This window comes from Dyadobacter fermentans DSM 18053 (assembly GCF_000023125.1).
GTDB classification, from domain to species: domain Bacteria; phylum Bacteroidota; class Bacteroidia; order Cytophagales; family Spirosomataceae; genus Dyadobacter; species Dyadobacter fermentans.
Window position 1 is genome coordinate 1,992,272 of record NC_013037.1, and the last position, 21,057, is coordinate 2,013,328.

Below are 21,057 nucleotides of genomic sequence, written 5' to 3' on the forward strand. Positions count from 1 at the left end.
CAATGAATCAACTATATATCATTAAAATACAATTTCAAGGATTAAATGTAGGTTTGACACAAAAATAGATATTCTATTTAATCTACAATACCGATATACTAAAAAACTTTGCTAATTTGCCCGCTCATCCCGCTGGAAAGGCCTTGAAAACTCCCCTTAGCACGAATTGAAATGAAGAAAATAACGCGAAGAAAATTTGTAAAAAACTCAGTTATAGCCGTGGCAGCAGCGCCTGCTTTTGCGCAGCTTTCGACTAATGCGAATACCCGGCTCGTCACCGGCGCCAGTGCGACGCTTCCGGCTGCGGCCACCGCGACGCCGTCGAAAAGCATCGCGCCCGACCCGCCTGTTGCCCCTCTGCATTGGCTCGAACAACCCACCGAACCCGTACGCGGCGTGACCTGGGGCGTACCCTGGCCGAAGGGTTCCGTGAAGGCCGACAGCGGCTTCCAGCTACTGGCCGGTGACACCGAAAGCCCGATCCAGACCTGGCCCCTCGCCTACTGGCCCGACGGCTCCCTGAAATGGACCGCCCACGCGCTCGCACACGGGAATGCGCCGCAGGGTAACTGGTCGGTCCGGCCGGTTAAACGTGCGAAGAGCAATTCTTCGCTGCTGATCACCGAAACGGGTACGCATTTGCATATCAACACCGGAAAGCTGCAATGCGAGATTGCCCGGGATGGCCATGTATTGTTCGAAACGCTTTCAACCCAAAACCAAACCACCGCAGCACAGGGCCGGCTTGTACTGCTCGTGCAGCAGCAGGATGCCGACGATGAGCAAACGCGCTTTTCGGTAAGCCGCTTCGAAGGTAAGATCAGCAAACTGACCGTGGAACAGAATGGCCCGGTGCGTGCTGTGGTGAAGGTGGAAGGGCATCATGCCCATGCGGGACGGCAATTGCTGCCTTTCACGGTGAGGCTGTATTTCTATGCCGGAAGCGAGTCTATCCGGCTCGTACACACCATTATTTATGATGCCGATGAGCAAAAGGACTTCATACGCGGCATCGGCGTGCGTTTCGATGTGCCGCTTGGTCAGCAGGAACTACACAACCGCCATATCCGCTTTGCGGGTGAAAACGACGGCGTTTTCGCCGAAGCCGTGCGCGGGCTTACCGGCCTGCGGCGCGATCCGGGCAAGGCATTCACGGAGGCGCAGGTGGCAGGCAAAGCTACGCCAGGCAATGGGCAGCTGTCGGATAATGTCTCGAAACGGCTGCAATACATTCCCGCATTCGGCTCTTACACGCTGTTCCAGCCCACGCCGGATGCTTTTGAAATACAAAAACAGACCAAACCCGGACATAGCTGGCTGCAATCGGCTTACGGCAAACGGTCGGCGGGAACGGGCTACCTGGGCTCGCCGGGCGGGGGAATGGCTTTTGGGATACGGAATTTCTGGCAAAGTCACCCCGCCCAGCTCGATATCCGCCATGCCGACCATGACACCGGCGAGGTGACGCTCTGGCTGTGGGCACCGCGCGCCGAGCCGATGGACCTGCGCTTTTACCACGACGGCATGGGCCAGGACACCTACGCCGAGCAGCTCGAAGGACTGGAAATCACTTATGAAGATTACGAACCAGGCTTCGGGCGCCCGTACGGCGTGGCGCGGACGAGCGAAATGCAGCTTTGGGCGCTGCCTGCCACGCCGTCCAACGCGGAGCTGGCAGGTATCGCGCAGCAAATCCAGTCGCCGCCGGTGCTGGTGCCCACGCCGGCCTGGCTGGCGTCGAGCGGGGTGTTTGGCGGCGCGTTCAGCCTGCCCGACCGCTCGGTACCGGCGAAGGCGGACATCGAAAAGCAACTGGATTTTTATTTCGATTATTACAAAAACCAGGTCGAGGTCCGGCACTGGTACGGCTTCTGGAACTACGGCGATTTCATGCACGCCTACGACACCGACCGTCACGTATGGAAATACGACGTGGGCGGCTTCGCGTGGGACAATTCGGAACTTTCGACTGACATCTGGCTCTGGTACTACTTACTCCGGAGCGGCCGGGCCGACGCATTCCGCATGGCCGAAGCCATGACGCGCCACACCGGCGAGGTGGATGTGCACCATATCGGGCCGTTCGCGCCGCTCGGTTCGCGGCATAATGTCATGCACTGGGGTTGCAGCGCCAAGCAGCTGCGCATCAGCACCGCCACCAACCGGAGGTTTTTCTACTACCTCACTGCCGACGAGCGCACGGGCGATCTCATGCGCGAGCAGATCGACGCCGTGAAAACGCTGCAAACCATTGTACCGGTCAGAAAAGTGAATAAATCGGCACCGAAAAACACGGAAAACACCGACCTGGCCACCGTCTCATTCGGGACCGACTGGGGCGCCATTGCCGGTGCCTGGCTCACGGAATGGGAACGCACGCAGGACAAGGCTGCCCGCGACAAGCTGCTCAGCAGCATGCGCACCATTGCCGCGCAGCCGCACGGTTTTTTCACAGGCTCATCCCTGATGAACCTTCAAACCGGCGCATTCCAACGCGAGCCAACCGGCAAAATATCCGTATCGCACCTGAGCGCCGTTTTCGGACTCGCGGAAGTGTGTTACGAGCTTACCAGCCTGGTGGACGACAAGGCATTCAAACAAGCCTGGATTGACTACTGCCGGCTGTACAATGCCACCCCCGAGGCCCAAAAAGCCGAACTTGGCGAAAGTCTCAAAAAACTGAACTTGCAGCAAGGCCACTCGCGGCTGACGGCATTCGCGGCGAAGGTCACGGGCGACAAGCAGCTGGCAACGAGAGCCTGGCAGGAGTTCCACCGCGGGCAGGGCGGCAAGCGCGAGGCCGCCGATCAGACGATCGCCATAAATGCGCCGGACGTGCTCAATCCGTTGCAGGAAGCGCCGCGCGTTTCGACCAACGGTGCGGCGCAATGGAGCCTGGCAGCCATGCAATGCCTGGCATTTGCAGGGGACGCCATCGGGCAGTGAAACTCGGGCCGAGGCAAACGCACAGCTTGCTCGGCCCACCCCATTTGTGGCACGGGATTTGGTAATTGTTTTCAAACCAAAATCCTATCCAGCAATGTCCAAAGGTGTTTTTCAACTCAAAGAAGACGATACGCAGACCGTCCGCATCGGTCGCGACGAAGTGCAGGAAATCATTCCCGACGCCGATTTCCGGTTCAGCCTCATCATGCTGAAAGACGGACGTAAGTACTTCGTTTGCGGGACATTAGAAGAAGTTGACCAGACCTTTGAGGAAGCCAAGTGAAGCTCAATGTGACTTTGGAAATATGAAATATCAAAATAGGTCGTTATATTTACAACTGTAAAAAACAATTGCAAGATGACATACCTGAGTGCTGTACCGCAAGCTGCTACTACCTGGGATGAGATTTGCTACCCGGTGGAATCGATCATGCTGGGTGATTTATTGCCCGAATACGACATCGTCGCCTCCGACCGGCAACAGCTGATCGTGGGCGAGCCGTTCGGTCAACGGAAAACCGTTTTTGGCATTCAGAGCGCCGGATATACCATTATTCCAAATCATCTGATCCGACAGGCCGTCGACAGGCTGTTTACCGGCTATGAACTTCAGATCAAGCATACGGTAACGGGCGAGTTCAGCATCAGCATTATCCTTGCCGAGGAACTGGCCATTGGCGAAGAGCATCTCCGGCGCAGCATTATCGTCACGAATGGCTACAATGGCAAAACGCCGTTCAGCATTCAGGGGCGGACGCTCACCAGCGATCTCGGGCAGTCGGCCGGCAGCATGTACCGCGCATTGTGTCAAAACGGCCTTGTGGGCTGGGCCGACAGTTTTGCTGACCTCGGGCATTACCAGAACTGGCTCAGCGGCCAGTCGCCCGGCGCGGCCCGGAGCGCGCAGGGAAAAGCGAAACCGGCTGTCGGCATCGACCAGCCAGCGCAGCTGCGGAAGCAGAAGGGCTACCAGAGCGCCGACGAGCTGGAACTGCTTTTGGTGGAATCGCTCAGCGGGCTGCACCGCGAACTGAAACGCCAGCCGGCGCTGACGGCCATGGTGTATGAGCATTTACAAAGAAAACAGGTCACGCGCGAGGATGAGCGGATACTGAGAAGTTTGCCGATCCCAGCCCAGCTGGCGAGGCAGGCATACGACCGGATGCGGATCGAACAACGGCTGCTGGGCGGTACGGCATCGTATTGGCTTATGTACAATGCGGTGAATTATGCCCTGTTTACGGCGCGCAGCAGCCTCACCCTAAACGACCGTTACAAGCTGGACGAGCGGGTATTTCATCAGCTGGCCGCAATGGCGCTTGGCTAATGGGCTGTCTGCGACTGGCGGTTCACGACTGGCCGTCCGCGACTAGCCGTCCGCGACTAGCCGTCCGCACCAATTTTTATAATGCAAATCTAGATTTGGCGAGCATGAAAACAAGTGACATTTCAACGTACATCAGCAAGGTTCAGCAAGTTCTTCAAAGTTACGACTACGGGCATCGGCGGTCGGAGGCCCGGTTACACACTGCTGAAATCCAGATCATTACGAATTTTATTTATGAAAACACCGCTATACTCCACCCCAATGCCGGCGAGCGTACCAGCCTGGCAGCGAAAGGGCAAGAGTTGTTTGAAAAAAGTACCTGCCGCTTCCTGTCGATTTTGAGGCGGCTGTCGAAGGCCGACGAGGGCGTATCGCGCCAGGAGCGGATTTTCCTTTATCAATATTGGGCCGATCTGGAAAAGGAGTTCCAGAATGCCCCGAATGCATTATCAGAAAAGCCGGGCAGCTGACAAGCGCCCGCCCATTGTGCGGCGACGCCGCAATTACATCAACTAAAAATCCATTTAAAAATGAACAATACCCTTAACCCCGTTATACTTGGGAAGGATGATTTCAAGCTTCTCAAACAATTTGCACAAACCTTCCCGGACAACAACAGCTCGGAAACCATGTCGCTTGCCTACGAGCTGAACCGCGCTGTGGTGGTGGAAGACAACGAGCTTCCGGCCGGCAGCATCCGCCTGAATTCCTACGTGAAAGTCCGGGAAACGACTACCAACAAAGAAATGGCGTTCAGCATTGTAATGCCGAAAGACGCCGATATCGCCAAACAAAGAATATCTATCCTCACCCCCATGGGCGCCGCGCTGATCGGCCTGTGCAAAGGTGAAACCGTCGAATGGAAAATGCCCGCCGGAATCCGGCGGTTCAAGATCCTCGATGTGTGGTATGATCAGGAACAGAAAAACAGCTAGCTAGAACCGACATGAAGCATGAAACCAACTATCGCTCCGGGCATGGCAGACATGCGCAAGAGCAAATTTTTGCATCATTTTATGCTTTCATCTGGGTTTTTACCTACATTTTTCTTTGTTTTCTGATGGATAGATATTTTTAGCTATGTAAAAATAGCTTTCACCTGTCCTGATTCGAATAATGACGGCGACTTTGTAAGGCATACCGGCAACCGGCCGGTGCCTTACCAACAAACAGGATATGGTAACTAGAATAACGAAATATTGGGCTGTAATTTTTCCGGCACTTGCCTGGATCGTGTATTATGTAAAATCAATCGGATTCGCGGGGACATTTGATCTGGTGGTAGCCGGCGCGTTGGTTGGCGTGGTGTTGGCTGCCGTACACCACGCCGAAGTAATCGCACACCGTGTGGGAGAGCCGGCAGGCACGCTGGTGCTCGCGATAGCGATCACCGTTATTGAAGTCGCCCTGATCGTATCGCTGATGCTTACCGGCGGGAGCGATACGCACACACTGGCGCGGGACACGGTTTTTGCCGCGATCATGATCATTTTAACCGGGATTATCGGCCTTTGCCTGCTGGTAGGGGGCGTCCGGTACAGGGAGCAACATTTTGGCCGCCACGGCACCAGCGCAGCTCTGGTGACGCTGACGGCCATTTCCGTTCTTACGCTGATCTTACCCAATTACACCACGAGCGCTCCCGGGCCGGTGTATAATTTGAGCCAGCTCGTGTTCGTGGCCATCATTTCCCTCGTGCTGTACGGCACTTTCGTGATGGTGCAAACCGTAAGGCACCGCGCCTACTTTCTTCCCGACGAGATCGCAAGCGATGCGGATCTAGCCACCGAAAAACCTTCAAATCAAACCGCGCTGGTGAGTTTGCTGCTGCTGCTCGCCTGTCTTGGGGCCGTGGTGCTGCTCGCGAAAAAGCTCGCGCCGGTGATCGAAGAAAAGGTGGTGGCATTCGGCGCGCCGGAGTCGGTGGTGGGGGTGATTGTAGCCCTGGTTATTCTTCTTCCCGAAGGCGTGGCGGCTTTCCGGGCGGCGAGGAGAAATCACTTGCAAATCAGCCTGAACCTCGCATTGGGGTCGGCATTGGCGAGTATCGGGCTCACGATCCCGGCCGTGGCGATCGTTTCGATGATGACGGACATGACCATTTCACTGGGTATCGACACCAAATCGACGGTGCTGCTGGTGCTGTCGCTATTCACCGTTGCGCTTTCATTCACCACCGGTCGGACGACGATTATGCAGGGCGTGGTACTGCTGGTTCTATTTGCGGTTTACCTGTTCACGACCATTGTTCCCTAACGGAATTTAAAAGCTAATTGGGTAGGCTGATATTTTCGCGGCTAATGATTATCCGTTTTTTATTGGAGATCATTCATTCCAACCGTTTATTTGTTAATTGAGTCACCTTTTATAATTAATAAATAACGCCAAGTCTCCGCATTAAAATCAGCAAAAACTAAACTCATGGTCACCGCAAATCTCCCGTGGATAGAATCACCATTTTTTGAAGAAATTCTTAAAACCAAAAAATTAACAGACCAGCAGCTCAGCTATGTACTTGAATATCAAAAAAATGGTTTCGTAGTCATCCCGGGCCTGCTGCCCTTGTCGCTGGTGGACCAAACCCGGGCCGATGCCGAAGAAAAGGCATTCAACCCCGACTTCCCGATTAAAACGCAGCGGGACGACCGCAGGATACAGGACTTCTGGATGGTATCCGAAGCGTCGCGGCAACTGGCTTGCTACCCTGCATTGCTCGAAATCCTTGAAATTTTTTACGGCCGGGAAGCCATTCCTTTTCAAACTTTGAATTTCAGATACGGATCGCAGCAACGGGCGCATTCGGATACGATTCATTTCAGTTCGCTGCCTGCCAAATTCATGTGCGGGGTTTGGGTTGCATTGGAAGATATTACGGAAGAAAACGGTCCCGTATTTTATTATCCGGGTTCGCAAAAACTGCCTGAATACGACTTTTCCCACATCCGTCCCGACGCGGTAACGCCTTCGTATAAAGACTATGTGCAATACGAGGATTTCATTGAAAAAATCGTGGAAGCGCACCAGTTTGAAAAGAAGAAGTTCCTCGCTAAAAAAGGGGATCTTTTAATTTGGTCATCCAACATTATCCACGGCGGCTCGCCCGTTACCCGCGAAGGTGCCACGCGGTGGTCGCAGGTGACGCATTACTTTTTCAAGGACTGCTATTATTACACGCCCATGCTTTCCAACATGGTAACCAAACAATTGTATCTGCGCAACGAGCTCGTCAATATGGTTACCGGCGAAAAAGTGGACCAGACCTACAACGGCGACCACATCAATGCTCTTAGATCCGATAAGAAAATCTACACGCTTTTAAGCAAAAAGGTTGGCCTCGGCTCCCTGGCCATGCGTTTTCTGAAAGGCAAGGCCTATTTGAGCCAAAAAGGCTGATCTATTAAAAAACTGCATTGTTTCACCGCGGCCGGAATGGTTCGCGGTGAAAACAATTCGTATCTTGCTTTTGCTCACCATCCGACCATCCAATGCGCATTCTGTTTTTTTCCGCGAAGCCCTACGACAAGCAATTTTTCAACAAGGCCAACGAGGAGTACGGCCATCAGATCGAATACCTCGAAACGCATTTGGGCCCGCACATTGTGCAGGCGGTGGACGGACAGGAGGCGGTGTGCGTGTTTGTGAATGATAAAGTGAATGCCGGGGTGATCGGCGTGCTGGCCGACAGGGGCGTAAAGATCATCGCGCTGCGCTGCGCGGGCTTCAACAACGTCGACCTGGAAGCCGCGCGGAAGGCCGGTATCCGGGTTTGCCGCGTTCCCGAATATTCGCCCGAAGCCGTGGCCGAGCACACGATTGCGATGATCCTCACGCTCGTCCGCAAAACCCACAAGGCCTACAACCGCGTGCGCGAGCAAAATTTCTCGCTGAACGGCCTCATCGGCATGAACCTGCACCAGAAGACGGTGGGCATTATCGGCACCGGCAAAATCGGGAAGGCATTTGCCAGGATCATGACCGGCTTCGGCTGCCGGGTGATCGCCTACGACCCCTACCCCGATCCGCAATTCGATACCGTCACTTATCTGCCGCTCGATGCGCTGCTGGCCGAATCGGACATTATCTCGCTGCATTGCCCGCTCACGGACGATACCCGCCACATTATCAACAAGCAGACGCTTTCGGCCATGAAAAAGGGCGTCACGCTCATCAATACCAGCCGCGGGGCGTTGGTGAACACCGCCGACGTAATCCAGGCATTGAAGCGACACCATATCGCATTTCTGGGAATCGACGTGTACGAGCAGGAAGAGCAGCTGTTTTTCAAAGACCTTTCCGAAAGCATCATCGAAGACGATACCATTCAGCGGCTCATGAGTTTTCCGAACGTGCTGGTGACGGCGCACCAGGCATTTTTCACCCAGGAAGCCCTGCACGAAATCGCGACGGTGACATTGGATTCGGTCACTGCGCTCAACGCGGGCAATGAGCCGGAAAATCGCGGGGTGATGCTGGTCTGATCCGAAAAGAAAGCCGGCTTTACTGCTGCGGGACATTGCGGCTTGTGTAACTTTGCACCGTTCATTTCCATCCGGAACAACAGTTACTAAAAGCCATGAATATCGTTCAGCACAAAATTTTCACACCACCCAAACATCTCCAACCCTACATCCGCTTCTACTGGACGCTCGACCTGAACGGCAGCGGCGTCGTGGACCAGACTTTCTGGATGTATGCCCGGCGCTATCCCCGGCTCGTGGTCCAGCATTATGACGGATCGTCGGCCGTGACGAACGCCAATGGCTACCTGCCCGTGTCGTACCTGGGCGGACTTAACCTGACGCCCTACGCATGCGGCATTCACCCCTGCGCTAAAATAATGGGCGCCAGCTTCTACCCCCACACGCTCCGCCGCTTTTTCGGCTTCGATGTCGTGGATATGGTAGACGAATTGCCCGATCTGACCAACTTCGCGCCCGAATGGTGGGTGGCCTCGATGGTCGAGGAGACGGACGAAAACCGGAAGCTGGCAAAACTATCGGAGTTTTTCACAAGCCGGCTGCTGCACGCCGCTCCCCGGGATTCGGCGATCCAGACCGGCTGGGAAAAGATTAGTCAGTTCCCGGCTTCCTGTAACATCATGTCGCTCGCGAAGGATTTCGGCATATCGCCCAGGCAGCTGGAACGGCGGTTCAAGCTGACGATCGGTTATTCGCCCAAACAGTTTTTACGCGTCAGCCGGTTTGAAATAGCACTTGCCGAGCTCAAAGCGCGCATCGATCCGAAGATCTCCGACATTGCCTATCGCCTCGGCTACGCCGACCAGTCGCATTTGATCAGGGAATTCAAGGAGTTTTCGGGCCACACGCCAACGCGGTACCTTAGTACCGGTAAATTTTACGAGGAAAACGGTGCATTCATCGTCAAATAGAGTTAATAACAACAATTTTAAAGCGTGCAGGCATATTTAAATCTGTTTGATTTCAAACAAAAAGTCAATTACAAAAACGAAATTCTCGCCGGTCTGACAGTGGCTATGACCATGATGCCCGAATCGTTGTCATTTGCCATCCTGGCCGGCTTCCCGCCGCTGGTGGGGCTTTACGCGGCATTTATCATGGGATTGGTGACGGCCGTGTTTGGCGGCAGGCCCGGGCTGATTTCCGGCGGCGCGGGTGCCACGGCGGTGGTGCTGGTGGCGCTCATGCAAAGCCACGGGATCGAATATGTGTTCGCGGCCGTGGCGCTGGCCGGGGTTACCCAAATCGTGATCGGGGTTTTCCGGCTGGCAAAGTTCATTCGCCTGGTGCCGCAGCCGGTCATGTATGGGTTTGTGAATGGCCTCGCGGTGATCATTTTTATGTCGCAGCTCAACCAGTTTAAAGAATCGGGCAGCGATGGTGCGGCATGGCTTACGGGCGGGCCGCTACTGACGATGGCGGCACTGGTGGCGCTTACAATTCTGACGATCATCGTCGTTCCGCGGTTTACAAAGGCGGTACCGGCGTCGCTGGTGGCCATTATCATCGTATTCGCCGTTGTGCTGGGGTTTGGGATTGAAACAAAAACGGTAAGCGATATCGCGTCGGTGGCCGGGGGCTTCCCGCCATTCCACGTGCCGGCTATCCCGTTCGACCTCGAAACGCTGCGCATTGTGGCGCCTTATGCGCTGATTATGGCGGCGGTGGGACTGACGGAAGGCTTGCTGACCCTTAACCTGGTGGACGAGATCACCGGCACCAAAGGCAACGGCAACCGCGAATGCGTGGCGCAGGGCGGGGCCAATCTGCTGAACGGCTTCTTTTACGGAATGGGCGGCTGCCCGATGATCGCCCAAACGCTCGTGAACCTCGGCTCTGGTGCCAGGGCACGGCTGTCGGGCATTATCGCCGCGCTCACGATCCTTTGCGTGGTATTATTCGGTGCGCCCGTTATCGGGCGCTTGCCGATAGCGGCGTTAACGGGCGTGATGATCATGGTGGCCGTGGGCACATTTGAGTGGGCGAGCTTCCGCATTATCAATAAAATGCCGCGGCAGGATGTGTTCGTCGGGATGCTGGTCGCTGCGATCACCATTTTCCTGCACAACCTCGCCCTGGCCGTGCTGATCGGAGTGATCATATCCGCGCTTGTGTTTGCCTGGGAAAGCGCCCGGCGGATCAGGGCGAGGAAGTATATCGATGAACACGGCGTGAAACACTACGAAATTTACGGTCCGCTCTTCTTCGCCTCCGTTTCGGCATTTAATGAAAAATTCGATGTTGCCGCCGACCCTGCACGCGTGGTCATCGACTTCCGGGAGAGCAGGATTGCGGACATGTCGGCCATCGAAGCCATCAACAAGCTCACCGGGCGCTACCGCGCGGCAGGCAAAGAGCTCCATTTGAAACACCTCAGCGAAGATTGCCGCAAGCTCCTCAAAAACGCCGAAGCCGTGATTGACATTAACCTTATAGAAGACCCTGTTTACAATGTAGCGACCGAGCGGTAGCAGTCGCCGGTCGCTGCGGCCCGGAAGCATTGGCAGCAAAGCAGCAGATATTAGTTTATTTTGTTTTATATAAAATATAATTATATATTACAACGTCACCTAAACCACTGTTTATGCTCGCACATTATCTCACTCTCTCCCTCCGCCGCATGTGGCGGCAGCGCCAGGTTAATCTGATACGCGTCGTAAGCCTTGCACTCGGGCTTGCCAGCGGATTGGTGATTTTCCTGGTGGTGAACTACATGTTCAGCTTCGATCGCCACCATCCGCACATGAACCGGTCGTACTGGGTGGTGACCGACATTAAAAAGGAGAACGTCATGCAAACCGACGCCGCGCCCCGCCCGCTGGCGGAAGTGCTTCGGCGCGACTACCCGTTCGTGGAAAGTGCCACAAGGCTCGAAACCGTTTTCGGATGGACGATCAGCGTCCCGGCCGCGAAAGCCGGGGCGGAGAAGAAGTTCAACGAAGCCCGGAATGTGTGTTTCGCTGAACCTCAGTATTTCAATCATTTCCTGGTCGAATGGGTGTCCGGCAACCCTGCCACCGCCCTATCGTCGCCGAATACGGTCGTGATTAGCGAGCGGTATGCCCGCAAATACTTCGATAACGCCGATCCGATGGGCCGGACATTGCGGCTGGACAACCGCGCTGAGCTTACCGTAACCGGCATTATCAAAAATCCGCCTGCCAACACCCAGCTGCGTTACGATGTGCTGATATCCTATGCCACCATTCCCGGTTTGGAGCAGAATGGGACCATGCAGGATTGGGAAGGCCTGCAAAGCATGTGCTTCGTGCTGCTGCGCGACGGCACCAACCCGGCGAAGCTGACAACCACATTGGAAGAAATCCGCAAAAAGAACCTTCCCGCTGCGCGAGCGGCGCAGTTTGCCTACCACATGCTGCCCCTCGCCGACCTCAACCACGAGCGCAGCGGCATGGCGCCCCGCCCGGTTTTATATGCGCTGATCGCCGTGGGGCTGCTCCTCGTGCTGGCTGCGTGCGTCAATTACATTAACCTCGCCACCGCCCAGGCATTGCAGCGGGCCAGAGAGGTAGGGTTGCGCAAGGTGGTCGGCAGCACCCAGTTTCAGCTCATCAGGCAATTTTTGCTTGAAACTGCATTGCTTACCGTGTTTGCGGTGATTGTATCCCTCGTGCTGGTGCAGCTGGCCATGCCGCTGGTGAATGGTACGCTCGCCAAACAGGTAGATATGCTGCATCCGGACATTTCCATCCTGGATTTGTTTCAGCCAGGGGGACTGAAATGGTTCTTGGCATTGGTGGCCGGCGTGATCGTGCTTGCGGGATTGTACCCGGCCTGGGTACTGTCCAGGTTTAGCCCTACCAAAGCCATTACCGGTCAGCTGACGACGCAAACAGTCGGTGGATTCACCATCAGGCGGACGCTCATCACCGGGCAATTCGTACTCTCACAGCTTTTTCTGATCATCGTCCTCGTCATTTCCGCTCAGCTGAAATACATGCAAAAGGTAGATTGGGGTTTTGATCACGACCGGAAACTGACCGTCTGGCTTTCACGCTCCACTCCTGCCCCGTTTGATCAGCTGCGTAACGGCTGGTTGCAGCTGCCCGGCGTCGAAAAAGTTACTTATGCCAGCGATCCTCCGGCCTCCCCGTACAACCGCCCCGTTCCATTCAGTTACCACATTCCATCCAGGCCGGAAGCGTTCGAAACGCGCCTTCGCGCCGCCGATGAACAGTATTTGAAGACATTCGGACTGGCGCTCGTCGCGGGGCGCAATTTCCGGGCTACCGACACGACGGCCCGGGAGGTGCTGGTGAACGAAACGCTCGTCCGGCAATTGGGCGTCTCGTCTGCGGACGCCATTGTGGGCAAGACTATGCGGGTCAAAGACGAGGACCGCGTGATAGTGGGTGTTGTGAAAGATTTCCGGAGCGGCGATCTGCATCAGCCCGTCATGCCTGTTACCCTTGTGCACGACCTGCGGCATACGACCATGGCCGTGCTAACCTTGTCCCCCAACTACCCGGCTTCCACTTTAAAGACCATCGAGGCGGTATGGGACGAAACCATGCCCCGCCAGGTGTATAAGGCCGATCACCTGAACGACCTGCTGGCGTCGTTTCTGAACATGGAGCGGTTGCTGGCCGGATTTGTACAGGCATTTGCATGCATTGCCATGGCTATGAGCTGCCTGGGACTGTACGGATTGGTAACTTTTATGGCCGAGGGACGCGCCAAGGAGATTGGTGTGCGGCGGGTGCTGGGCGCAAAAACGCGGCAATTACTGTGGATATTCGGCAAAGAATTCGGCCGCCTGATCCTGATCGGCTTCCTGGTGGCTGCACCGCTTGGCTGGTGGCTTACCAACGGATGGTTGCAGCAGTACGCCCACAGGATTCCAACCAATACCTGGTCGCTGGCGGCAACGCTCGGCATTACCGTGCTCATTACGGCGGCAACCGTTCTCGGGCATGCGCTGAAAGCGGCCATGCGAAACCCTGTCGAGTATTTCAGGACGCAATAGATCGCCGGTGCCTCAGCGGATAGGCCAAAACGGGTATCCGGCCGTGATTCACAACATCGGCCGCGATACTCGGGCGGAACATATGCGCCGGATCGGGGTCACCCAGCGTGCCCATGGCAATCATATCCGCGCCCACCAGGCTCGCGTATTTCAGTATTTCGTCCACCACGTCTTCCGCGTGCACCACCGCATTGACACAATTGCTGAGCCCGAGCTTCCTGTCGTATGCTGCAAGCAGCTCGGAGGCGGCCTGCCGGGTTACGGCCGGGTCGGTGTTGATATACAAGAGATAAAAACGGCCGCTGAACCATTCGCCCAGCTCGGTTAAAAACGCCTGCATTTCCGCCGGATCGCGATCGATATCGATCGGCACGACGATGTTCCGCAGCCCTGCAAAGCGCGGGCTGCGCTGGATGGCAAGCACCGGAACCGGGGATACGCGCACGATCCGCTCGGCGTGGGAGCCCATAAACACCCCTTCCCAACCCCGGGCACCGCGCGTTCCAACCACCACGAGATCAATGCCTTGCGTGGCAACGGCGTCGAGCACGACGGTCACGAACCGGCCGCGCTCCTGCAACAGGCGGACCTGCATGGTAGCGGGAAAGGCATTAAGCCATTCCGCAAGGTGACTTTCGGCAAATGCCCCTGCTGCGCGCATCGGGTCGTCGACGGTGAGGATAAACACTTCAACCGGCACATGCCATTCGAATTTTGCACAGGCGTCGAGCGCCTGGCGGGAAGCTTCGGAATAGTCGCAGGGAACGAGAATGCGGAACGGTTGGGGGTTATTGGTCATATCTAAAGGGCTTGGCCGGCGCGGTCGGGTAAGCTTGGCGGCCATTCCGATAGCGCCGGTATCATTGCATTTGGCGTGAATGTGAAGGCAAAATTGGCCACGAATAGCACGCGGATTCATGACTGTCGTCAGTTTCAAAGGTGACGTTCGCAGTCGGTACGCGAACGCTTTCGTCACAAATTAGGCATGAAACGGTGACAAGTTGTGAACTATCAGTAAATTACAATATATTCCTATTTAAAACATAAATAATCTGATATGGGACGATTCGGTTTTGTCGCATTAATGATACTTGTTTCCGGCTTTGCAATGAGCCAGGGCAAAGAATCCACGCCGGTTCCTTACGACGTTACCTGTTCTTTCCAGCTCACATTTTTCCCGGACAGCACCAATACCGGTGCCAAAACGGAGACGTTTCTGCTATTTTTCAACCAGGAGCAATCCCTGTTCAAGAGCAGAAACCGATTCCTGTCCGACTCGGCGATCGTGGCCAGTGAGCGTAGCCAAAACCGCCGGGATTTGATGTCGTTCCTGCAATCGCACCGGACGGACTTCAATTTCAACATCGTCAAAAAAGGCTGCAACGCCGTCCATACAACCGACCAGATCCACCACAACTATTTTACCTATCCGGAAACCGCGGGACATTTGCAATGGACTTTAACCCAGGACACTATGACCATTACCGGCTATCCGGCCCAACGGGCCACGACGGCATTCGGCGGGCGAAAATGGGACGCCTGGTTTACAGAGGCCGTGCCTGTCAGCGAAGGGCCATACAAGTTTTGCGGGCTGCCCGGCCTGATCATCCGCCTCACCGATTCGCGAAAGCAGTACGATTTTGTATTGAATGGCTTGACGCAGTCGCGGCGCGAGCTGGCCGGACAGATGCCCCAATCGGTAAAAACCGACAAGCGCACATTCATTAAAAAGCAGCAGGAATACCGTGCAAATCCCATCGGCGTCGCCGAGCAGTCGGGTGTGGTGTTTACATCGGGCCGAAGCGAAATAGCCCAGCGGGTGCAGCAAAAGATCAAATCCGACAACAACCCAATTGAGTTTTTCCCCAATTGAAGATCGGAATAGCCCAGCGAATCATCCCGGCCCTGATTCTCCTCTTGCAAATCGGGTGCTTCCGCGCCTACGCCCAAGCGACGATTTCGGGCAAGGTGCAGGACGAGCACGGCACGCCGATTCCCAATGCGAACATTGCGATTATTCAGAAAAACAATACGATTTCAGCCTTCACATTCAGCGCTAATGATGGGAGTTTTACATTAAAAATTTCCGTGGTGGCCGATACGCTCACGATCAAGGCCACACGCCTGGGTTTCGATGCGCGATTGTTCATAGTCGCAAACAAAACGCAGCCGGTACAACTGGTTTTGAAGGAAAGTGCATTAAAACTTCAAGAACTGACCGTGAAAGCACCGCCGGTGATTATACGGAAGGACACGATCGACTACCAGGTAAGCGCGTTCCGCACGGAGGCCGACCGGACCATTTCGGACGTGATCAAACGCATGCCCGGCATTGAGGTGAAGGAAAACGGCCAGATACTCTATCAGGGAAATCCGATCGGGAAGTATTACATCAACGGCCTCGATTTGCTGGAAGGCCGGTACAATCTCGCGAATGAGAACCTCCCGGCCGACGCCGTGAGAAAAGTGCAGGTAATGGAGAACGACCAGCCGATTAAAATCCTGAAATCCAATGCATTTTCCGACAAAGCGTCATTGAACATACAGCTAAAAAAAGTCACCACCACCGGCAGCGCGCGGGCGGGCGCAGGACTGAGCCCGGCATTGTGGGATGTGAATGCAACGCCGATGATCTTCAACCGGAGCTTCCAGGCGATCGCGAGCGTGCAAAGCAATAATGCAGGGACGGACCTTTACAGGCAACTGGATGTATTGACGAAAACAACCCAAATCAGCATTCCCGCGCCGGTAACGGGCATTCAGCCACTCAATCCCCCCCAGATCAGCCCCGATCGCTGGCTCGACAACCGTTCGCACCTCGCCTCATTCAACCTGATTAAAAAAACAAAAGACCAGACCGAACTGAAACTGGGCCTGGGCCTGCGGGATGAAATGCAGCGGCAGGCCGGCAGGAACCATACCAGGCTGCTAACACCCGCCGGCGTGATCGAAATAGACGAACGGATCACCAACCGCGCCGATACCCGGTCGCTGAATGCCCATTTGACCATTGAAAAAAATACGGACCGGCTTTTTCTGAAAAGCAATGCGAGCGGGCAGTTCGGGCAACTGAGCGGCCTCGGCGATGTGAGCAGGAACCTGCTTCCCACCAACCAGAAACTGAAAAACGACCACACGCAGCTGCAAAACAGCCTTGCCATTATCACCCATGCGGGAAAACAGCTGCTGAATATCCATTCGCAAACAGTCTATTACCGGCGACCGGAAACGCTGCTCGTACGCCCCGGCGTTTTCGATGCGCTTTTCAATGCGGGTAAAAGCCTCGAATCTATTTCCCAAAATGCAACCACTGCGGAATTCGACACCCGGAACTCCGTCAGCTTTACCCGGAAACTGTCGGCGGTAGCCATTACGCCAATGGCGGGCGTAAATTTCCGGGAACATCGGTTCGACAGCGCAATCGGTACCAGCGCGGGCGATAGCGCTGGCACGCACGGCCACCCATTCCGAAACGACCTGAAATATGCGCAGTTCACGTCATTTGCACAAATCGGCGGCTATTATGAATCTTCAAAATGGCAGGTAGAACTGACGCTGCCCTTCCGAATGCATACGTTCAGGGTGTCGGATTTTGTTCAAAACAGCTTTCAGAAGCAGCATCGGCCTGCATTCGAGCCTTCGCTGGCGGTGCGCTACCGGCTGACGGAATACACAGACCTCACGTCGGGCGTGAACTATGCCTACGATTTCGGGAATCCATCGCAGGTGTACAGCGGCTTCATTATAAGATCGTACCGCAATGTGCAGCGAACCAACGGCACCATTCCGCAGAACAGGATACTGATGGGAAGAATTGGGATAAACTATAAAAACCCGCTTTCGCTCGTGTTCCTCAACATGGCCGGTTCGGTGCTGCGGATACAGAACAATCTGCAATACCGCACCGGTATCGACTCCGCGGGTGCCGCTGAACTTACCTATATTCTCAATGACAATGTCCAGCTTTCCAAAAATGTCCATCTGGGCGTAGGAAAGTATTTTGGCGCAATCAAAACCTCACTGAAACTGAATGGCGACGCCGGATTCTCCCGCTCCGAACAGATCGTGACCGACCGCACGGTTACCGTCCGCAACCGGAACTACCGTGTGGGGCTCTCAGCCTCTACCCTGTTCTCGACGTATCTCGGCGTCGACCTGTCGGGCAATGCGAGCTTTTTCCGCAATGCCGTTGCCGCTCAGCGCAGCGCAGCGACGGCACTCACGCAGCTGCAACTGGGTATTGACATCTACCCGGCCGCAGCACACGCATTACGCGTGGACGCCGAGCAATATGCCACCCGGGGAAGCGCGCGGCAAAATCAGTTTTATCTCAACCTCCGCTACCGTTACACTTTCGGCAAAAGAAAGATCGATCTCGAAATCAGGGGCACTAATCTGACGAACGCGCAAAGCTACCTTTCGATCGTCAATTCCGCATTCACGATCGCGGAAAGCAGCTTCCGCCTCCGGCCGCGGCAGGGGATGATTGCGGTTAGGATTCCGTTTTGATATTCACGCGATTATAAATTCGAATGCGTGCAGAAAATGGATTCCCCTACTCATTGCCGCGATTGAAAAAGACACACAGCCCGTCCTTGCCAGCCACGATAATGTCCTTTCGGTTATCGCCATTGAGGTCAGCGATGGAGAAATACACCCCGATTCCCTTGCCATCGCCATAAGGCCCGTGCGAGATCGTTTGCTTCACGAACGCCTCGCCATTCCACTGAAAATAGTACAGCCCGACCATATCCTTTTCGCCGGGATCGCCGCCATTGTGCGCCCGGTAGCGCTTGCCGGTAACGAGCTCCATTTTGCCGTCGCCGTCGAGATCCACCCAATCCATTGTGTGATATTGAGAGGTAAACGGGTCGATGGTGTGTTTAATCCACGAAATGGCTCCCGACTTCGTGGTTTGTTCGTACCAGTCGAGCCCGTAGCTGTGCGCCTGGCCTACGATGATGTCATTCTTCGAGTCGCCGTTCACGTCGGCCACGATCATGGGCACGCTCGCGTCTTCAAAAGTGAAGTCGCTGTGGAGAATCCATTTGTCCTTCATGATGTCCTTCGGCGCTTCCAGCCAGCCTGAGCTGATGATGAGGTCGCCGCGACCATCGCCGTTAATGTCTCCGAAACCCAAGCCATGACCTTGTTTATCAGCCACCTGCACTTTGGTAAATTTGCCTTGACCCTTCCCGGAAGGCGTACGATCCAGTTTGTAGAATTTCAAAGGCAGGTTCGGGTTATTAGGAATAATTTCCGGGTAACCGTCCTGATCGATATCCCAGGCGCGGGCCGTTTCCACATTGCCGGTTTCGTCGATCTCGTGACTCTTCCAGGGTTTGTTGTTGCCGGGGTTTTCCCGCCATATCAGGCTTTTGTTGAACCAGCCGCCGGTGATAAAATCCACATTGCCGTCGCCGTTCACGTCCATAGGAATAGTCGCGAAATCGTCCCAGTATTCTCTTTCCCGTTTCACTTCTGCGATGTAGTACCGGTCGAAGAACTCAGGGCCTTTGTACCAGAATTCCCCTGAGATCAGGTCGGGCTTCCCGTCGTTGTCCACATCGGCAACGCCGACGGATTCGACGCTTTCAGAGGCTATCATTTTCTTTTCAAATACAATCGGCGACGCCCGCTGCTCTTTTTGCTGCGCTTGCGCCGATAGCGACGCGCAGGCGCCCATGAGGAAAGTAAAGGCGAATTTAACGGAATGATATTTCATACGCATTGGATAAAACGATTGGAGTGATCACCGCTTCCGGTGATCACAACTGTGTTAAGGGTTAGGAATAGTAGGTTAGGTATTTAAAAGTCAATATCCTGGGTTCTGCTTCAAGTCGGGATTGACTTGTATTTCGAGGAACGGTATTGGAAAAAGCAAATCGTCCTCCGTGAGCGTGTAGGACGCCGGCGTAAGGTAGAAGTAGGCAGGATTTGCTTTCAATTTTGCTCCGTAAGCATTCATCACAGAAATGGCGTTGCCCGTCCGGACGAGGTCCAGCCAGCGTTTGTTTTCGAATGCCAGCTCCACCCGCCGCTCTTTCAGGATCGCAGCGCGGAGTGCCGTTTGGTCTTTGGCCGGTGAGTCGCCCAGCCCGGCCCGGGTGCGCACCTGGTTAAGATATCGCTGCGCGTCGGCTAGCTTGCCCTGCTCGTTAGCCGCTTCGGCCAGCATCAGCAGTGTTTCGGCATAGCGGTAAACCGGAAAATTGGTGTTGGTTTGGTTAAAAACCGAATGCGGGTATTGGTATTTTTTAATGTAAGGTAAATTCACATAGCTGGTGTCCGACACGGTTGACGGCCCGGTGAGGAAGCCAATGGAGGCACTGAACCGCTTGTCGGCGGTGCGGCTTTCGTACGACGCCAGCAGGTCGTCGGTAGGGATGTTCCATCCTGAGCCGGAAGCCGACTGCGAGCCGACCGGGCCCAATGTCAGCTTTGTGTAATCCGGTGTGAGCGGGACGAATGCGTAGGGAAAAGAACTGGACAAATTCAACGATGTTCCCTGTAAATACTGGACTTCAAATACGGATTCCTGGTTGTTTTTATTGGAAGGACTAAAAACAGCCGCGTAGTCGCCCAGCAACGTGTAACCAGTCACTTTCAAAAGCGCTGTTTCGGCTTCTGCCCAGTTTTTCCTTGTCAGGTGCACGTCGCCCAGCAACATCCAGGCGGCTCCCGATGTGGCCCGGCCGGCTTCCTGGTTAGCCCTGACCGGCAGCAATGCAGCGGCCTCGGTGGCGTCGGCGATGATCTGGGTGTAAACTTCCTCTGCGGTGGAGCGCGGCAATGTAGCCGAACCGAGGTCCGTAGCTGGCGTCAGCGGAAGGGGTACGCCACCGTAATAACGCACCAGATCGAAATACGCCAATGCGCGCAGGAACAGCACTTGTCCTTTGAAATTATCACTTTTTGCCTTGTCGAGATTGGCGTCGTCGATCACGGAGAGGATCTTGTTCGCGCGGGCAATCATGTCAAAATTGATGTAGTACCGGTCGGCAGTTACCGTATTTTCGGCGCCATTCACGAACTCGTCGATTTCCTCCGGCATGGGTGAGCGGAAGTCGTTGTTGTAGAAAAAATGGGTATTATCCGACCGCATTTCGCCCATCGCCCAGCTCGACGAATTGTTGTACATGGACTGCAAGGGGGCGTACGCGCCATTAACCGCCTGAACGAAGTCGGCCTCCGACTGGAAAAAATTGGAAGGTACTACGGCATTTTTCGGGGCGATGTCCAGAAAGTCGCTGCAAGCGCCCAGTGCTGCGGATATTGCCACAAACAATAGTATGGTCTTTATTCTCATGACCTTATCT

Annotated in this window: 16 protein-coding genes; 13 read left to right on the forward strand and 3 right to left on the reverse strand. The window is 55.0% G+C overall.

Annotated features, from left to right (window positions below):
- The first annotated feature begins 219 nt into the window (after nucleotides 1-219).
- The 11 genes from DFER_RS08090 (at nucleotide 220) to DFER_RS08140 (ending at nucleotide 13,738) form a co-directional block, all read left to right on the forward strand.
- Entirely contained in the window at nucleotides 220-2,946 is a 2,727-nt protein-coding gene (locus DFER_RS08090) for an exo-rhamnogalacturonan lyase family protein (RefSeq protein WP_229206205.1), read from the forward strand.
- A gap of 94 nt (nucleotides 2,947-3,040) precedes the next feature.
- Nucleotides 3,041-3,229, forward strand: a complete 189-nt coding sequence (locus tag DFER_RS08095) for a hypothetical protein (RefSeq protein WP_015811138.1) — start codon at nucleotides 3,041-3,043, stop codon at nucleotides 3,227-3,229.
- 75 nt (nucleotides 3,230-3,304) lie between these two features.
- Nucleotides 3,305-4,273 carry a hypothetical protein gene (locus DFER_RS08100; RefSeq protein WP_015811139.1) on the forward strand — a complete coding sequence of 323 codons (969 nt, stop codon included), beginning with the start codon at nucleotides 3,305-3,307 and terminating at the stop codon, nucleotides 4,271-4,273.
- Between the two features lie 104 nt (nucleotides 4,274-4,377).
- A complete protein-coding gene (locus tag DFER_RS08105; RefSeq protein ID WP_015811140.1) occupies nucleotides 4,378-4,743 on the forward strand; it encodes a hypothetical protein in 366 nt (121 codons plus the stop codon).
- Nucleotides 4,744-4,803: 60 nt separating this feature from the next.
- Nucleotides 4,804-5,208, forward strand: coding sequence for a GreA/GreB family elongation factor (locus tag DFER_RS08110; RefSeq protein WP_015811141.1), 405 nt, complete (start codon nucleotides 4,804-4,806; stop codon nucleotides 5,206-5,208).
- A gap of 241 nt (nucleotides 5,209-5,449) precedes the next feature.
- Nucleotides 5,450-6,529, forward strand: a complete 1,080-nt coding sequence (locus DFER_RS08115; protein WP_015811142.1) for a calcium:cation antiporter — start codon at nucleotides 5,450-5,452, stop codon at nucleotides 6,527-6,529.
- 165 nt (nucleotides 6,530-6,694) lie between these two features.
- Nucleotides 6,695-7,666: a phytanoyl-CoA dioxygenase family protein gene (locus DFER_RS08120; protein ID WP_015811143.1), complete on the forward strand. Its 972-nt coding sequence runs from the start codon at nucleotides 6,695-6,697 to the stop codon at nucleotides 7,664-7,666.
- Between the two features lie 92 nt (nucleotides 7,667-7,758).
- Nucleotides 7,759-8,751 (forward strand): 2-hydroxyacid dehydrogenase, encoded by a 993-nt coding sequence (locus DFER_RS08125; RefSeq protein WP_015811144.1) that lies wholly within the window; start codon nucleotides 7,759-7,761, stop codon nucleotides 8,749-8,751.
- Nucleotides 8,752-8,846: 95 nt separating this feature from the next.
- Nucleotides 8,847-9,662, forward strand: a complete 816-nt coding sequence (locus tag DFER_RS08130; protein WP_015811145.1) for an AraC family transcriptional regulator — start codon at nucleotides 8,847-8,849, stop codon at nucleotides 9,660-9,662.
- A 24-nt stretch (nucleotides 9,663-9,686) separates the two neighbouring features.
- Complete coding sequence (locus DFER_RS08135) at nucleotides 9,687-11,222, forward strand: SulP family inorganic anion transporter (RefSeq protein ID WP_015811146.1); 1,536 nt, start codon at nucleotides 9,687-9,689, stop codon at nucleotides 11,220-11,222.
- A 113-nt stretch (nucleotides 11,223-11,335) separates the two neighbouring features.
- The gene (locus tag DFER_RS08140; RefSeq protein WP_015811147.1) at nucleotides 11,336-13,738 is read left to right on the forward strand and encodes an ABC transporter permease; all 2,403 of its coding nucleotides are present in this window, start codon (nucleotides 11,336-11,338) and stop codon (nucleotides 13,736-13,738) included.
- Here DFER_RS08140 and DFER_RS08145 read toward each other — a convergent pair.
- Complete coding sequence (locus DFER_RS08145; protein ID WP_015811148.1) at nucleotides 13,725-14,537, reverse strand: universal stress protein; 813 nt, start codon at nucleotides 14,535-14,537, stop codon at nucleotides 13,725-13,727. The genes DFER_RS08140 and DFER_RS08145 overlap by 14 nt on opposite strands.
- Nucleotides 14,538-14,795: 258 nt before the next feature.
- Between DFER_RS08145 and DFER_RS08150 the strand changes: the two genes are divergently transcribed.
- On the forward strand, nucleotides 14,796-15,611 hold the full coding sequence (locus DFER_RS08150; RefSeq protein ID WP_083769055.1) for a GLPGLI family protein: 816 nt from the start codon (nucleotides 14,796-14,798) through the stop codon (nucleotides 15,609-15,611).
- On the forward strand, nucleotides 15,608-18,247 hold the full coding sequence (locus DFER_RS08155) for a TonB-dependent receptor (RefSeq protein WP_015811150.1): 2,640 nt from the start codon (nucleotides 15,608-15,610) through the stop codon (nucleotides 18,245-18,247). The genes DFER_RS08150 and DFER_RS08155 overlap by 4 nt, the downstream gene beginning before the upstream one ends.
- A gap of 46 nt (nucleotides 18,248-18,293) precedes the next feature.
- Here DFER_RS08155 and DFER_RS08160 read toward each other — a convergent pair whose 3' ends face one another.
- Nucleotides 18,294-19,463 carry an FG-GAP repeat domain-containing protein gene (locus DFER_RS08160; protein WP_015811151.1) on the reverse strand — a complete coding sequence of 390 codons (1,170 nt, stop codon included), beginning with the start codon at nucleotides 19,461-19,463 and terminating at the stop codon, nucleotides 18,294-18,296.
- A gap of 90 nt (nucleotides 19,464-19,553) precedes the next feature.
- Nucleotides 19,554-21,047: a RagB/SusD family nutrient uptake outer membrane protein gene (locus DFER_RS08165; protein WP_015811152.1), complete on the reverse strand. Its 1,494-nt coding sequence runs from the start codon at nucleotides 21,045-21,047 to the stop codon at nucleotides 19,554-19,556.
- Nucleotides 21,048-21,057 lie beyond the last annotated feature (10 nt).

What these genes read in the sequence shown, in the direction of transcription:
- DFER_RS08095 (WP_015811138.1), top strand. Translation starts at nt 3,041, where the DNA reads ATGTCCAAAGGTGTTTTTCAACTCAAAGAAGACGATACGCAGACCGTC.
- DFER_RS08100 (WP_015811139.1), top strand. Translation starts at nt 3,305, where the DNA reads ATGACATACCTGAGTGCTGTACCGCAAGCTGCTACTACCTGGGATGAG.
- DFER_RS08105 (WP_015811140.1), top strand. Translation starts at nt 4,378, where the DNA reads ATGAAAACAAGTGACATTTCAACGTACATCAGCAAGGTTCAGCAAGTT.
- DFER_RS08110 (WP_015811141.1), top strand. Translation starts at nt 4,804, where the DNA reads ATGAACAATACCCTTAACCCCGTTATACTTGGGAAGGATGATTTCAAG.
- DFER_RS08115 (WP_015811142.1), top strand. Translation starts at nt 5,450, where the DNA reads ATGGTAACTAGAATAACGAAATATTGGGCTGTAATTTTTCCGGCACTT.
- DFER_RS08120 (WP_015811143.1), top strand. Translation starts at nt 6,695, where the DNA reads ATGGTCACCGCAAATCTCCCGTGGATAGAATCACCATTTTTTGAAGAA.
- DFER_RS08125 (WP_015811144.1), top strand. Translation starts at nt 7,759, where the DNA reads ATGCGCATTCTGTTTTTTTCCGCGAAGCCCTACGACAAGCAATTTTTC.
- DFER_RS08130 (WP_015811145.1), top strand. Translation starts at nt 8,847, where the DNA reads ATGAATATCGTTCAGCACAAAATTTTCACACCACCCAAACATCTCCAA.
- DFER_RS08140 (WP_015811147.1), top strand. Translation starts at nt 11,336, where the DNA reads ATGCTCGCACATTATCTCACTCTCTCCCTCCGCCGCATGTGGCGGCAG.
- DFER_RS08145 (WP_015811148.1), bottom strand. Translation starts at nt 14,537, where the DNA reads ATGACCAATAACCCCCAACCGTTCCGCATTCTCGTTCCCTGCGACTAT.
- DFER_RS08150 (WP_083769055.1), top strand. Translation starts at nt 14,796, where the DNA reads ATGGGACGATTCGGTTTTGTCGCATTAATGATACTTGTTTCCGGCTTT.
- DFER_RS08160 (WP_015811151.1), bottom strand. Translation starts at nt 19,463, where the DNA reads ATGAAATATCATTCCGTTAAATTCGCCTTTACTTTCCTCATGGGCGCC.
- DFER_RS08165 (WP_015811152.1), bottom strand. Translation starts at nt 21,047, where the DNA reads ATGAGAATAAAGACCATACTATTGTTTGTGGCAATATCCGCAGCACTG.